Origin of the sequence: Paraburkholderia sp. J63, from assembly GCF_905220245.1 — a bacterium.
Lineage (GTDB): Bacteria > Pseudomonadota > Gammaproteobacteria > Burkholderiales > Burkholderiaceae > Paraburkholderia.
In genome coordinates this window covers 19,247-32,173 of sequence record NZ_CAJMZF010000011.1, presented here as the reverse complement: position 1 = coordinate 32,173, position 12,927 = coordinate 19,247, and the positions used below count along the sequence as shown (strand labels likewise).

13 protein-coding genes and 1 tRNA gene are annotated in these 12,927 nt (G+C 63.6%); 6 read left to right on the top strand and 8 right to left on the bottom strand.

Going from position 1 to position 12,927, the window contains the following annotated elements; genetic code table 11:
• Nucleotides 1-68: 68 nt before the first annotated feature.
• Nucleotides 69-1,001 carry a sugar kinase gene (locus U5775_RS14155; protein ID WP_322058758.1) on the bottom strand — a complete coding sequence of 311 codons (933 nt, stop codon included), beginning with the start codon at nt 999-1,001 and terminating at the stop codon, nt 69-71.
• Nucleotides 998-2,026, bottom strand: a complete 1,029-nt coding sequence (locus tag U5775_RS14150; protein ID WP_322058757.1) for an SPFH domain-containing protein — start codon at nt 2,024-2,026, stop codon at nt 998-1,000. The genes U5775_RS14155 and U5775_RS14150 overlap by 4 nt, the downstream gene beginning before the upstream one ends.
• Before the next feature lie 91 nt (nt 2,027-2,117).
• Here U5775_RS14150 and U5775_RS14145 point away from each other — a divergent pair, with 91 nt between their 5' ends.
• Complete coding sequence (locus U5775_RS14145; RefSeq protein WP_322058756.1) at nt 2,118-2,885, top strand: NUDIX hydrolase; 768 nt, start codon at nt 2,118-2,120, stop codon at nt 2,883-2,885.
• Nucleotides 2,886-3,206: 321 nt separating this feature from the next.
• Here U5775_RS14145 and U5775_RS14140 read toward each other — a convergent pair whose 3' ends face one another.
• From U5775_RS14140 to adh, 3 genes are all read right to left on the bottom strand, one after another.
• Nucleotides 3,207-3,686 carry a GyrI-like domain-containing protein gene (locus tag U5775_RS14140; protein ID WP_322058755.1) on the bottom strand — a complete coding sequence of 160 codons (480 nt, stop codon included), beginning with the start codon at nt 3,684-3,686 and terminating at the stop codon, nt 3,207-3,209.
• Nucleotides 3,687-3,873: 187 nt separating this feature from the next.
• On the bottom strand, nt 3,874-4,254 hold the full coding sequence (locus tag U5775_RS14135; RefSeq protein WP_322058754.1) for a DUF779 domain-containing protein: 381 nt from the start codon (nt 4,252-4,254) through the stop codon (nt 3,874-3,876).
• Nucleotides 4,255-4,441: 187 nt separating this feature from the next.
• Complete coding sequence (adh, locus tag U5775_RS14130; protein ID WP_322058753.1) at nt 4,442-5,962, bottom strand: aldehyde dehydrogenase; 1,521 nt, start codon at nt 5,960-5,962, stop codon at nt 4,442-4,444.
• A 414-nt stretch (nt 5,963-6,376) separates the two neighbouring features.
• On the opposite strand from adh, the gene U5775_RS14125 reads away from it, so the two are divergent.
• The gene (locus tag U5775_RS14125) at nt 6,377-6,571 is read left to right on the top strand and encodes a hypothetical protein (RefSeq protein ID WP_238468027.1); all 195 of its coding nucleotides are present in this window, start codon (nt 6,377-6,379) and stop codon (nt 6,569-6,571) included.
• Between the two features lie 36 nt (nt 6,572-6,607).
• Here the strand turns inward: U5775_RS14125 and U5775_RS14120 are convergent, their stop codons facing one another.
• Complete coding sequence (locus U5775_RS14120) at nt 6,608-6,925, bottom strand: hypothetical protein (protein WP_322058752.1); 318 nt, start codon at nt 6,923-6,925, stop codon at nt 6,608-6,610.
• Between the two features lie 243 nt (nt 6,926-7,168).
• On the opposite strand from U5775_RS14120, the gene U5775_RS14115 reads away from it, so the two are divergent.
• Nucleotides 7,169-7,453 carry a hypothetical protein gene (locus U5775_RS14115; protein ID WP_322058751.1) on the top strand — a complete coding sequence of 95 codons (285 nt, stop codon included), beginning with the start codon at nt 7,169-7,171 and terminating at the stop codon, nt 7,451-7,453.
• A 112-nt stretch (nt 7,454-7,565) separates the two neighbouring features.
• Here the strand turns inward: U5775_RS14115 and U5775_RS14110 are convergent.
• Nucleotides 7,566-7,641: transfer RNA gene (locus tag U5775_RS14110), tRNA-Lys, on the bottom strand.
• 307 nt (nt 7,642-7,948) lie between these two features.
• Between U5775_RS14110 and U5775_RS14105 the strand changes: the two genes are divergently transcribed.
• Together U5775_RS14105 and U5775_RS14100 are read left to right on the top strand one after the other, a co-directional pair.
• Nucleotides 7,949-8,353, top strand: coding sequence for a PaaI family thioesterase (locus tag U5775_RS14105; protein WP_322058750.1), 405 nt, complete (start codon nt 7,949-7,951; stop codon nt 8,351-8,353).
• Nucleotides 8,354-8,391: 38 nt separating this feature from the next.
• A complete protein-coding gene (locus U5775_RS14100) occupies nt 8,392-9,276 on the top strand; it encodes a patatin-like phospholipase family protein (RefSeq protein WP_322058749.1) in 885 nt (294 codons plus the stop codon).
• 76 nt (nt 9,277-9,352) lie between these two features.
• Here U5775_RS14100 and U5775_RS14095 read toward each other — a convergent pair whose 3' ends face one another.
• Nucleotides 9,353-10,366 (bottom strand): D-2-hydroxyacid dehydrogenase family protein, encoded by a 1,014-nt coding sequence (locus U5775_RS14095; RefSeq protein WP_133194910.1) that lies wholly within the window; start codon nt 10,364-10,366, stop codon nt 9,353-9,355.
• A 382-nt stretch (nt 10,367-10,748) separates the two neighbouring features.
• Between U5775_RS14095 and U5775_RS14090 the strand changes: the two genes are divergently transcribed.
• A complete protein-coding gene (locus tag U5775_RS14090) occupies nt 10,749-12,599 on the top strand; it encodes a phosphoenolpyruvate carboxykinase (GTP) (RefSeq protein WP_322058748.1) in 1,851 nt (616 codons plus the stop codon).
• The last annotated feature ends 328 nt before the right edge of the window (nt 12,600-12,927 follow it).

Genomic DNA, 12,927 nt, shown 5'->3' with positions numbered 1-12,927 from the left:
AACCAACGCCCGGCATGACCGGGCGTTTTTTTCGAGCATCCCCAAAAAAGCCTGCTCCGTCTGTCCTCCTAAACAACCAGACAACCCTGCGTCGCGGCAACGCTTACCGTCGCCTCCATCCCGGCCGTAAACCGCAAATAGTCCTCCTCCATGCCATCGGAAAAGATCACGCCGTTCTCGGGCATATGCGAGCGCAGCCGCAGCGGTTGCCGGGCGCTCACCTGGCCGAATACCAGCCCGGCTTTCGACGCCCGGCTCGGAAACGGCTCCCGCACGGCGAAGGTGAGTTCCGGACTGTCCCAGGGCTGCGGCTGATAGCTGAAATCCCCGCTCAGTCCCTGCACGGCCTGTGTCACGCCGATCGACCCCGTCACTACGCTCTTGATCCACGCGGTCGAACCCAGCCCCGTGGACACGATAATGCCCGACGACGACTGCGATTCGCGTCGCTCACCCAATTCGATCTCGTAGAGCGCGGAGGAGTGCGTACGCGGTCCGACAAAGAGATCGTTGACCGCGCGCAGCACCTGGCCGTCCGAGAGCCGTGCTTCTGCCATCGTGACCGCCTTCGTCGGACGGCGGCCGCGAGCGACATCCGCGAGCACTGCGCCGAGCCCGGATGGCTCGAACGGCAGCAGCACGCCGTCCCATCTGCCGGGCTCCGGATTCAGCCCGATCAGCGGCTGCCCGTCGAGATATTTCATCGAGTTCGCCACCAGCCCGTCCTGCCCAAGTGCCACGACGATGTCGTCAGGCGCGAAGATGAAATTAGGCAGGTAGCTTCGATCGACAATCTGGTAGCGGCCCCAGTCCTCAAGCGCGCGCACCGTGAGCTCCAGACTGCGCGCGTAGGCGGCGTGCTCGGCGAGGTAGTCGGAGAAGTCCGCGCCAAGGTGTTCGATGTAGAACTTCGCCTGCGCGAGCGTATGGTGCCGCGCGAGCAGATCTTCATAGCGCGTGCGGCGCGTCACGAGCAGGACTTTGCGCGAATCCGTTGTCATGCTGCCTTCCTTTCTGCGCCGCCGATCAAGCCCTGGAGCAGGTCGGGCGACACGTTGAGCTGGCCGATGCGTTCCGCGCGCTCGGCAATGCCGCCGAATGCCTGGGCGATCAGTTGACCCGGCTGCATGCCGGCGGCCGCGAGCGCGCTGACGATGCGCGGATCGGCTTTCTCGAGCGCCTGCATGACAGCGGCGACGCGGTGCGCTTCGGCCTCTGCGAGGGTTCGGCTGTTCTGCGCCTGGCCGGCCACGAACGCCTTGCGCTTTTCCTCGAGCTCGATGTCCGACGCCATCTGTTCGCTGCGCAGCCCGTTTTCCTTGCGCATCAACGTGGCCTTCGCCTCCATCTGCGTTTCGCGGATTTGCCGCTTCTTTTGCTCGACGGCGATGTCGGTGTCCAGTTCGTTTTGCCGGATCGCGCGCTCGTTTTCCACCGCCGACATCCGCCGCAGATAGACGGCATCGTCGGCGGCCTTGAGGTTGGATTCGCGCGCTTCGGCTTCGAGCGCGCGCGCAATGTCCGGCGTGGGCTTCACGGCCATCACGGAGACGCCCAATATCTCCAGCCCCAGCGCCTCGATCTCGGGTTGACCCGCGAGCCCGGTCTGTACGGTCTGGGCGATGGCCGCCGAGGCGCGCAACGCCTGCTTCAGATCCAGCGCCTGCACGGTCTGTTGAACGATCACCTCGACCTGCATCGCGACGCGATCCCCGAGGCGCTTCGGATCCTCGGACACGTACGTGCGGCCGTCCTTGCCCAGCGAGAAGTCCATCATCGACGCCGTGCGGTGCGGGTCGCGAACGCGGTAGGTCACCTGTCCCTGCACCGTGACGCTCTGGAAATCCGCCGTGACCAGTTCGAGGATGAAGGGGCGATCCTGACTCGCAACCAGCACGGAAACCAGGGTCGTCGCCGGCGCGTAGTAGAAGAACGACAGGCCCGCGCCTTCACGCACCATCTGGCCGGCGCGGAACTGCATGAGGTGAACGGTCGGCTGTGACTTGATATAGCGGATGCCGAACATGGCGTACTCCTTGTTTGAGTTGTACAGTACAACTTGTATGAGTTGCACTGTACAACCTAGAATGAGGGTCGTCAAGTTTTCGAGGTTCGCCATGGCCCACACGAAATCCGCTTCCGGACGACGCGCACGACAAGCGCATGCGTTCTCCCAGCCCTATACGACCGTCGACGTCGTGATCTTCTCGGTGCTCGATAACGCATTGCAGGTTCTGCTCGTCCAGCGCCCGGCCGAAACCGGCGAATCCGGTGAACCCGACGAGCCATTTCCCGGGCGCTGGGCGCTGCCAGGCGGTTTCGTCGACGTGATGGTCGATACAACGCTCGAGGATTGCGCGCGCCGCAAACTGCTAGAGAAGACGGGCGTGAAGAGTCCGTATCTGGAGCAACTCGGCAGTTGGGGCAGCGCGACGCGCGACCCGCGCGGCTGGTCCGCCACGCACGTCTGGTTTGCGCTGATCGCCGCACAGGATGTCACGCTCGCGAAGGGCGCGAATGCCGCCGAAGTGGCGTGGTTTGCGGTCGATACGGTCATCCGCGACGACGGACTCGCATTCGATCACCACGCCATCCTTCAGGCGGCGGTCGAGCGGCTGCGCAGCAAGGTCGAATACACCTCGCTGCCGGCGTTTCTGCTGCCGGAGCCGTTCACGCTGCCGCAGCTTCAGCGGATGTACGAGATCGTGCTCGGCCGGCCGGTAGACAAAAGTGGCTTTCGCACGCGGATGCTCGCCGCGGGCTTTCTGAAGGAAGCGGGTTATGTTGCCGGAGAATCGAATCGGCCGGCCATTGGCTATCGCCTCGTGGACCGAAGTACACCCGCGGTGTTTCCGCGAACTTTCAGCCCGCGCGGCGGTGATTGACAGCGCCAGAGCGGCGCTGCGATGGTTCGGCTAAAGCTATCCACACAACCCTGCGGATAACCCTCGAAAAACCCCAGGAAATCGCTGTGCACGAATCGGGGATAACTTCGGCGCTGGAAAAACGGGGGAAAAGTTACCAGCAGCAGCCTGACGTTGTCCCGTTTTCGCCCGCAGAGTTATGAAATATCCACAGCTTTGTTTACTCAATGGTTTTTCCCGCTTATCCACAGGAAACCCAGGGGCTTGTTAACTACTACTATGTTTACGTATACATAAATTGAAAAACCCTTAGAACCCTCGCGCCGAGAGCGCTTCGAGACATCAAATCAAGCGGATATACAACTCCGTGCGCAAATCCTCGGGCGTCACTTCATCGGGCGTGTTCAGATAGATCTCGAACGAAGGCATCGAAAAGTCCGCCTGGCGTCCCGACTTCGGCAGCCACTCGTTGTAGAACCACATCCACGCGCCACCGAGACCTTCATATGGTCCTTTGTGCAGCAGCATGGCGTGGTCGCCGCCGCGCAGATGGATTTTCTCGACGGGCGAAATGATTTCGACGTCCGTTTCCTGCCCCAGATGAATCGCCGCTTTCGAGCGCAGCTTCGCGGCTTCGACCTGATTGGGATCGTCGTAGTAGATGCCGACCATGCGCGCGCCCGACGTGCGCACCTGGCGTTCGCCGAGCCACTGCGCGAGCGTATAGAACGCATCGCCGATCTTCATGTACGGTCCCACGTGGCTGACGGCAAGCAGATCCATCGGCTCCAGGGTGAGGACCTTTACGTCGCTGTGCTGCATGATGATGTCTCCAGGTTCAACGGCCGCGCGGGCCGCTCAGGTTCGGGTGCTCGAACGCGCAGGTTCATGCGCGTCAAGATAGCACCACGCTTCGGGAGACGTTGTTTGCTGGATCAAGATGTACATCGGGCGCGCTTTTAGCCCCGCTTCCAGCCCGCTTTGGGCTTGATACGCGCCGCTCAAACGCTCACAGGCTGACCCGCGTCACCGGATGCGCCGCGAGCCACGCGTTCTCTTCATCGTCGTAAAGCCGCGAGCGCGTGAGAAAGCGCAGGCCCGTGGGGCGCTCGAGCGAGAACATGCCGCCGTTGCCCGGCACCGCGTCGATGATGAGCTGCGTATGCTGCCAGTATTCAAACTGCGCCTCGGTCATATAGAACGGCATCCCGCCGATCTCGCCGAGCAGCACGTCGGCGTTGCCGACCATGAACTCGCCGGCGGGAAAGCACATGGGCGCGCTGCCGTCGCAGCAGCCGCCCGATTGGTGGAAGAGCAAGGGGCCATGCTCGCGCGCAAGCTGCTCGATCAGCGTGAGCGCGGCCGGCGTGACGGTAACGCGTGCAACCATGAGGGAGTTCTCCGTGCTTCGTGGTCGGGCAGGCGTGAGCGGTCAGGCAAAAACGCGAGCGGATATAAGCGGATACAAGCCGTCCCCAGCGCGCCGCTCGCCTACGACGCCGCCACACACCGCATTCGCGTCGGGGCGACCGGGAGACTTCCCTGGCCCGCTCGCCCCGTGCGTTCAGCAGTCGCGATCAGAAGAAACCCAGCGGCTTGTCGCTATAGCTGACGAGCAGGTTCTTCGTCTGCTGATAGTGATCGAGCATCATCTTGTGGTTCTCGCGGCCGATGCCCGACTGCTTGTAGCCGCCGAACGCCGCATGCGCCGGATAGGCGTGATAGCAGTTGGTCCATACGCGCCCGGCCTGGATTTCCCGGCCAAAGCGGTATGCACGCGTGCCGTCGCGCGTCCAGACGCCGGCGCCGAGGCCATAGAGTGTGTCGTTGGCGATTTCCAGCGCTTCCTCTTCGGTCTTGAAGGTCGTCACGGAAACGACCGGCCCGAAAATCTCTTCCTGGAAGATGCGCATCCTGTTGTGGCCGCGGAAGACCGTGGGCTTCACGTAGTAGCCGTCGCCAAGCTCGCCGGCCAGCGCGTTGCGCTCGCCGCCGATCAGGCATTGCGCGCCTTCCTGCTTGCCGAGGTCGATGTACGAGAGGATCTTCTCGAGCTGCTCCTGCGAAGCCTGCGCGCCGATCATCGTCTTCGGGTCGAGCGGGTGGCCTTGCTGGATCGCGGCCACGCGCTTGATGGCGCGTTCCATGAAGCGGTCGTAGATCTTCTCGTCGATCAGCACGCGCGACGGGCAGGTGCACACCTCGCCCTGGTTGAGCGCGAACATCGCGAAGCCTTCGAGCGCCTTGTCGAAGTAGCTGTCGTCGTGATCGAGCACATCGGCGAAAAAGATGTTCGGGCTCTTGCCGCCCAGCTCCAGCGTCACGGGGATGATGTTCTGGCTCGCGTACTGCATGATCAGGCGGCCCGTGGTGGTCTCGCCGGTGAAGGCGATCTTGGCGATGCGGCGGCTCGAGGCCAGCGGCTTGCCCGCTTCGAGACCGAAGCCGTTCACCACGTTGAGCACGCCCGGCGGCAGCAGGTCCTGGATCAGCTCGACGAGCACGAGCAGCGACGCGGGCGTCTGCTCGGCGGGCTTGAGCACCACGCAGTTGCCGGCGGCGAGCGCGGGCGCGAGCTTCCAGGCGGCCATCAGGATCGGGAAATTCCACGGGATGATCTGGCCGATCACGCCGAGCGGCTCGTGGAAGTGATAGGCGACCGTGTCGTGATCGATCTCGGAGATGCCGCCTTCCTGCGCGCGCACGCAGCTCGCGAAGTAGCGGAAGTGGTCGATGGCGAGCGGAATGTCGGCGGCGAGCGTCTCGCGCAGCGGCTTGCCGTTGTCGATGGATTCGGCCACCGCGAGCTTTTGCAGGTTCTGTTCGAGGCGGTCGGCGATGCGATTGAGGAGGTTGGCGCGATCGGTCGACGAGGTCTTGCCCCACGCGGCCTTGGCCTTGTGCGCGGCGTCGAGCGCGAGCTCGACGTCGGCTTCGCGCGAGCGCGGAATCGAGGTGAACGGATGGCCGGTGATGGGCGAGATGTCGTCGAAATACTCGCCGCCTAGCGGCGCCACCCATTCGCCGCCGATGAAATTGCCGTACTGCTTCTTGTAGGGGAACTCGGTGTTCAGAAACTGCATGTCCGCGTGATTCATCTGCGTGCTCCTCGTTGATCTCTGTCGATTTGGATGGGCGCTTGAGTCCTGATGGCGTTGACGGCCGCGCAACCGGAGCGCACTTACGCCAGAAGCGTGCCAGTGAGCGCGCGTTCACGGCGCGGCGGGCGTTTGCGGGATCGTTTGGGAGAAAGACAGGCGTGAGGCGCCGCCTGGGAGCGGAAAGCTGGCTCAGTGGGCTGTGCCGCGGCGGAGCAGCGCGGCGCGAGGCTGCTCAGAAAAGGAACATCGGATGAACAGCGCGCGCAACGTCTCGTCAAGCGAGGCGCATGACGACGACTGTGCTCAGGCTAAAGCGAGGGCAGCGGCGCGCAAAGCGCCGCGCCGGAAAAATGCGGCGCGCGAGGCGCGCATGCTGTAGGCTTTGCACCCGTAACAGCAAGGAGAGTTTGCATGTCGAGCACATTTGTCTGCCGCAATCAGTCGTGCGGCACCCCGTGGGAGCAGAGCGAGGTGGTAATCAAGAACGAGGGCCAGGGGCCGCTGTTCCGTTGCCCGCTGTGCGGCGCCCGCAATTACCTCGAGCAGTTCGAGGACGACGAGGGCAATCCCGTCTACGAACAGGTGGACGGCAAGCCGTTCCTCTAAGCCGTCTCTTCAGGCAGGGCGCGCGCCAGTGGACCTTCAGAGGATTTCGGAAGCGAGCGAGATACCGAAGATGATGCCGCCGATCAGACCGAGCGCGCGACCGACCAGCAGCAGGTTCAGGTCTTCATCGAGCAGGCTGGGGTCGCGCTTTTCGCGCAAGATCGTGCGGTAGAGCAACGGGCGCGGGAACAACAGGCATGCCGAAATCAGCGCCGGCACGGTGAGCCGGACGACCGCGCTGTAGTGGCGGTCCGATGGGAAATCGAGCCAGACCAGCAGCACGACGAGGAGCGCGGTGATAATGCCGCCGACGATTGCGCCGGCGACGAGTTTGTCGGTAGGGTGCCCGTGCATGACAACTGCCTCAGAGTGTTTTCGATAGCACCCATGATCTGATGTATGTCAGAAAAACCCCATCGGAGCAGTCCTAAAACCCAGCCGTAGCGCTTGCCGGCGCGCACGAGCATAGTGCGTGCCAGCTTTTGCATTTTGCGATGGGTGGGCACCTATCCGTTCGAGTAGGCTGGCATGGCTGCCCCGGCGTCCTACAGTACCGTCATACGATAAGAAACACTGACGGACATTACGGGGTATGCCATGACATTCGTTGAACAAGAAATCGCGCATATTGCGCGCGTGATGCCGCTCTCGCTCGCGGGCGACTTCGAGGAGCCGGTCATGGGCGTCGACTACTGGCGCAAGCGGCTGCATACCCTGCTCAAGCAGAATCACCTGACCCACGTTCAACTTGCGACTGTCGACACGCTTCTGCGTCAGCTCGACGGCTTCGAGGCGCTCGGCCGCTGGCTGCCGCAACCGAAGAAGGTGGTGGCGCGCTTTCCGGTGAGGATGAGGGAAAACCGCGCTGTGGCGGCGGTTTGAATCGGCTGGCTGTTTATCCGGCCATTTGGCTAACGTCCATCCGCCCGCGCGAAGCAGGCGCGGAAAAGCAAAAAGCCCGGTCGCGATGACCGGGCTTTTTACATGAATTCGCTGGTGGGGCGTGAGTGACTCGAACACTCGACCTACGGATTAAGAGTCCGCTGCTCTACCAACTGAGCTAACGCCCCCAACAGAAAAAAGATTATGCACGGCTTTTTGAGCGTTGGCAAGACCTTTTCGCAAAATTCTTCAAAATAGTCGTCGGCCGGCAGGTCTGCTCGCGGGCAGGACACGGGCGCCCACAGGCTATCCCTATGAAGTTGCGCCATGTTGAGCCGCAGGCGATGCCGCCCGGTATGATGTCGCCACGCCGCGCTGATCCCCAGCCGGCAAGCCGCGTCGTGCCGCCCGATCCCGCCGCCGCCATCCGTTCGATGCGCCGGCTGAGGCAGTCTTGTCGCGCGGCATGAATTCCATACAAGAAGGCATAAGACGATGAACGATAAGGCAATCGACGCGCTGCTCGAGCGCGTGCTGGCGCCGTGGGTCAAGGCGCTCGGGATGAAGCCGGTCGAAGTCACGGAGGAGAGCGCCACGATGCGTCTGCCGTTTTCCGGCGAGCTGCGTCATTCGGGCGGCGTGATCTGCGGCCAGGTGTTCATGGCGGCCGCGGACACGGCGATGATCGTCGCCATTAGCGCGGCGCTCGGCGAGTTCAAGCCCATGACCACGGTGGCGCTCAACACCAACTTCATGCGCGCCGTGCGCAAGGGCGACGTGACGATCACCGCACGCGTGCTGCGCATGGGCCGTAATCTGGTTTTCGGCGAAATAGAACTCTACGACGAAGAAGGCCGAATGGCGGTTCACGCCACCTCGACCTATGCGCTTCTCGATTAAGCTCTTGCCTTCGGGACGAATCGAGAGCTAGGGGGCGCATGTTCGATCAGGTTGTCTTTGCCGGGGGCGGCAACCGCTGCTGGTGGCAGGCGGGGTTCTGGGACGTCGTGCAGCCGCAACTGCAGATACGCCCGCGCGTGATTGCGGGCATCTCGGCCGGCGCCGCCACCGCCTGCATGCTCTATATGCGCGACTCGCAGTGGGTCATGCGCTATTACGAGGAAGCGCTCAAGCACAACAGGCGCAACGCCTATTGGGGCAATCTGCTGCGCGGCGAAGCGGTTTTTCCGCACTACCGCATCTATCGCCAGGCGCTGCTCGACATCTACGGCCCGCATTTCGGCAAGCTGCAGGACGCACCCGAGATCCGCATCGGCGTTTCGCATCTGCCGCGCTGGCTCGGCGCGCGCAGCGCCGTCGCGGCGGGGCTCATCGCGTACAACATCGAAAAGCACATCCGCAAGACGCTGCATCCCACGCTCGGGCGCAAGCTCGGTTTTCATCCGGAATTCGTGGTCGCGCAGGACTGCGAGCGCGTGGACGATCTCGCCGATCTCGTGCTGCAGTCGTCGTGCACGCCGCCTTTCACGCCGGTCCTGCGTCGCGACGGCCGGCCGGTGCTCGACGGCGGCATGGTCGACAACGTGCCCGTGGGCGCGCTCGACGACACGCCGGGCCGCGTGCTCGTGATGGTGACGCGGCTCTATCCGCGTCCGCAGATGTTCGTCGTGAAGCATCGCACGCGCGAGGCAGACGGCGTGCAGCAACGCCTCTATGTGCAGCCCTCGGCCAGGGTGCCGATTTCGAGCTGGGATTACACGAGTCCTCAGCAGATGCAGCACGCATACAACCTTGGTGTAGAGGACGGTGAGCGCTTCCTCGAGCGCCTGCCCGAGGTGCTCGAAGCCGCCGCGCACGCGTAATGCCCCTCCGTTGCAGGCGCACATGAAAAAAGCGGCCATGAGCCGCTTTTTTCGTCGTGTAAGCGTCGTGCGGCGCTTAGCGGCGGCGTCCGCCTTGCAGCGCTTCGGGATTCGCGACATGCGAGTGATCGCCCGCATCGAACGCGAGGATGTTGCGGAACGCCGCGCCGAAGTAGAGCTCGTAGCTCTCGCGCTCCACGTAGCCGATGTGCGGCGTGCAGATCACGTTCTCCATGCGCAGCAGGCTGTAGCCCTGCAGGATCGGCTCGCTCTCGAACACGTCGATGGCGACCATGCCCGGCCGGTTGTGCGAAAGCGCGCCGAGCAGCGCATTCTCTTCCAGCAGTTCCGCGCGGCTCGTGTTGACGAGCAGCGAAGTCGGTTTCATGCGCAACAGATCTTCCTGCTTGACGATGCCGCGCGTGTCGTCGTGCAGGCGCAGGTGTAGCGAGAGGATGTCGCTTTCCTCGAAGAGCGCCTCGCGGCTGGCGGCCGCTTCGTAGCCGTCGGCGCGCGCCGCTTCGAGCGAGTGCTCGCGGCCCCAGACGATCACGCGCATGCCGAACGCCTTGCCGTAGCCGGCCACGAGGCGGCCGATCTTGCCGTAGCCCCAGATGCCGAGCGTCTGGCCGCGCAGGACCTGGCCCAGGCCGAAATTGGGCGGCATCGCCGAGGTTTTCAGCCCCGACTGCTGCCACGCGCCTTGCTTGAGGTTGGCCACGTACTGCGGGATGCGCCGCTGCGCGGCCATGATCAGCGCCCAGGTGAGTTCGGCGGGTGCGACCGGCGAGCCGGTACCTTCGAGCACGGCGATGCCGCGCTCGCTGCACGCGGCCATGTCGATGTGCGGGCCGGCCTTGCCCGTCTGGCTGATCATGCGCAGATGCGGGAGTTTGTCGAGCAGTTGCGAGGAGATGCGCGTGCGTTCGCGGATCAGCACGAGCGCGTCGACTTCCGAGAGGCGGCTCGCGAGCTGGCCGAGGCCGCGCACGGTGTTGTTGAAGACCTTGACCTCGTGATCGGCAAGCAGTTGAAAGCAGTCGAGCTTGCGGACGGCGTCCTGGTAGTCGTCAAGGATGGCAATTTTCATGGCAGCTTGGGTGAAGGTGGCGCACGTCTCGGCGCGACTCGGTTTTATCTGGTGGTTATCCCACTATGCAGCGCGCGGAAGGCTGGTATGAATACAAGGGAGCCTTCCGGTGCACGGAACACGCGGGCATTGCAATTGCGCTTCCATGCGATGGCGCTCAATACAGCCAGATACGATTTGAATGAGAATTTCCCCCCTTTTATCAGCTTGGAGGGTCGCGACGCAAGCCGCTTTACAGACGGTTGCGAACCCTCGCTGTCAGAGTCTTGACGACCTGCCCGACTGCGCGAACGAAGGTGGCGGTGCGCGCAACCCGTGCCTCTCGCATGCAGCGTCGAAAGGGCCTGGAACGATTTTTATCAGCCCTCATGGAGACATATCGATGAATCATCCCGACTTCCCCGCTCAGGCAGCCACCCAGGCGCCGGCCTGGGTCCGGCATCGGAAACTGGTCGAGTGGGTCCAGAAGGTCGCCGCGCACACCCAGCCCGAGCGCATCGTCTGGTGCGATGGCTCGCAGGAGGAGTACGACCGCCTGTGCCAGCAGATGGTCGACGCGGGCACGATGCGCCGTCTCAATCCGCTCAAGCGCCCGAACTCGTATCTCGCCTGCTCCGATCCTTCGGACGTGGCGCGCGTCGAGGACCGTACCTTCATCTGCTGCGAGAAGAAGGAAGACGCCGGCCCGACCAACAACTGGATGGCGCCCGCCGAGATGCGCGCGACGCTCGACGGCCTTTTCGCGGGCTCCATGCGTGGCCGCACGATGTATGTCGTGCCGTTCTCGATGGGGCCGCTCGGCTCGCCCATCGCGCACATCGGCGTGGAGCTTTCGGATAGCCCGTACGTGGCCGCGAACATGCGCATCATGACGCGCATGGGCCGCGCCGTGTACGACGTGCTCGGCGAGGACGGCGCTTTCGTGCCGTGCGTGCACAGCGTGGGCGCGCCGCTCGCGGCGGGCGAGCAGGACGTGCCGTGGCCGTGCAACAAGACGAAATACATCGTCCATTTCCCGGAAGCGCGCGAGATCTGGAGCTACGGCTCGGGCTACGGCGGCAATGCGCTGCTCGGCAAGAAGTGCTTCGCGTTGCGCATCGCCTCGACGATGGGCCGCGACGAAGGCTGGCTCGCCGAGCACATGCTGATTCTCGGCGTGCGCTCGCCCGAGGGCCGCAAGTACCACGTCGCGGCGGCGTTCCCGTCGGCGTGCGGCAAGACCAATTTCGCCATGCTGATTCCGCCGGCCGCCATGAACGGCTGGGAAATCACCACGATCGGCGACGATATTGCGTGGCTCAAGCCGGGTCCGGATGGCCGTCTCTACGCGATCAATCCGGAGGCCGGTTATTTCGGCGTCGCGCCGGGCACGAGCGAAAAGACCAACTTCAACGCCATGGCGACGCTCAAGGAGAACGTGATCTTCACGAACGTCGCGCTCACCGACGACGGCGACGTCTGGTGGGAAGGCATGACCGACGAGCCGCCCGCGCATCTGATCGACTGGCAGGGCCACGACTGGACGCCGGCCATCGCGAAGGAAACGGGCCAGAAGGCCGCGCATCCGAACGCGCGCTTTACGGCGCCCGCTTCGCAGTGCCCGTCGATCGATCCCGCCTGGGAAGATCCGAAGGGCGTGGCCATCGACGCCTTCCTGTTTGGCGGCCGCCGCTCGACCACGGTGCCGCTCGTGACCGAGGCGCGCGACTGGACCCAGGGCGTCTACATGGCCGCGACCATGGGCTCCGAGACCACGGCGGCGGCGGCGGGGCAGCAGGGCGTGGTGCGGCGCGATCCGTTCGCGATGCTGCCGTTCTGCGGCTACAACATGGCCGATTACTTCGGCCACTGGCTCAAGGTGGGCGAGCGCCTCTCGAAGCTGGGCGCCACACTGCCGCGCATCTTCTGCGTGAACTGGTTCCGCAAGGGCGAGGACGGCAAGTTCGTCTGGCCGGGTTTCGGCGAGAACATGCGCGTGCTCGAATGGATGGTGCGCCGCATCGAGGGCAAGGCCGAGGGCGAAGGTCACGCGTTCGGCATCTCGCCGCGTTACGACGACCTGAACTGGCGCGGCATGAACTTCACGCCCGCGCAGTTCGAGCAGGTGATTTCCGTCGATGCCGATGCATGGCGCGCCGAACTCGCGCTGCATTCCGAGCTGTTCGAGAAGCTCGCTCACGGCTTGCCGAAGGCACTGAGTGATGCACGCACGGCGCTGGAGGAGAGTCTCTGAGCGTCGGCGTAAAGTGAAGGTGAGTGCTCACTAGCATCGTTGCACGGCTTTTGAGCCTGACCGGGAAACCAGGGCCGCCTTTTCGCATCTGGGGTCGCGGCCCCTAATCCTTCATCCCGGAACGCCGCTGTTCATCGAGCGTTGGCTTGTCTCGCTGCACTGCGCAAAATTGTTTCGCTTCCGGGAACAATGACCGATCCGACCGTGCGTTTTGGGTCAAGATCGCGAAAATTACGAAGAATTTCAGAGATTCTTAGGCAACTTCTGCACGATTTCTCGTGTCGTAGGAGAATTCGCGGTTTCCTCTGCCGTCTTTCGGCGGACAGTA

Bases quoted from the DNA above. Each gene is read 5' to 3' on its own strand.
- U5775_RS14155 (WP_322058758.1), bottom strand. From the start codon at position 1,001: ATGACAACGGATTCGCGCAAAGTCCTGCTCGTGACGCGCCGCACGCGC.
- U5775_RS14150 (WP_322058757.1), bottom strand. From the start codon at position 2,026: ATGTTCGGCATCCGCTATATCAAGTCACAGCCGACCGTTCACCTCATG.
- U5775_RS14145 (WP_322058756.1), top strand. From the start codon at position 2,118: ATGGCCCACACGAAATCCGCTTCCGGACGACGCGCACGACAAGCGCAT.
- U5775_RS14140 (WP_322058755.1), bottom strand. From the start codon at position 3,686: ATGCAGCACAGCGACGTAAAGGTCCTCACCCTGGAGCCGATGGATCTG.
- U5775_RS14135 (WP_322058754.1), bottom strand. From the start codon at position 4,254: ATGGTTGCACGCGTTACCGTCACGCCGGCCGCGCTCACGCTGATCGAG.
- adh (WP_322058753.1), bottom strand. From the start codon at position 5,962: ATGAATCACGCGGACATGCAGTTTCTGAACACCGAGTTCCCCTACAAG.
- U5775_RS14125 (WP_238468027.1), top strand. From the start codon at position 6,377: ATGTCGAGCACATTTGTCTGCCGCAATCAGTCGTGCGGCACCCCGTGG.
- U5775_RS14120 (WP_322058752.1), bottom strand. From the start codon at position 6,925: ATGCACGGGCACCCTACCGACAAACTCGTCGCCGGCGCAATCGTCGGC.
- U5775_RS14115 (WP_322058751.1), top strand. From the start codon at position 7,169: ATGACATTCGTTGAACAAGAAATCGCGCATATTGCGCGCGTGATGCCG.
- U5775_RS14105 (WP_322058750.1), top strand. From the start codon at position 7,949: ATGAACGATAAGGCAATCGACGCGCTGCTCGAGCGCGTGCTGGCGCCG.
- U5775_RS14100 (WP_322058749.1), top strand. From the start codon at position 8,392: ATGTTCGATCAGGTTGTCTTTGCCGGGGGCGGCAACCGCTGCTGGTGG.
- U5775_RS14095 (WP_133194910.1), bottom strand. From the start codon at position 10,366: ATGAAAATTGCCATCCTTGACGACTACCAGGACGCCGTCCGCAAGCTC.
- U5775_RS14090 (WP_322058748.1), top strand. From the start codon at position 10,749: ATGAATCATCCCGACTTCCCCGCTCAGGCAGCCACCCAGGCGCCGGCC.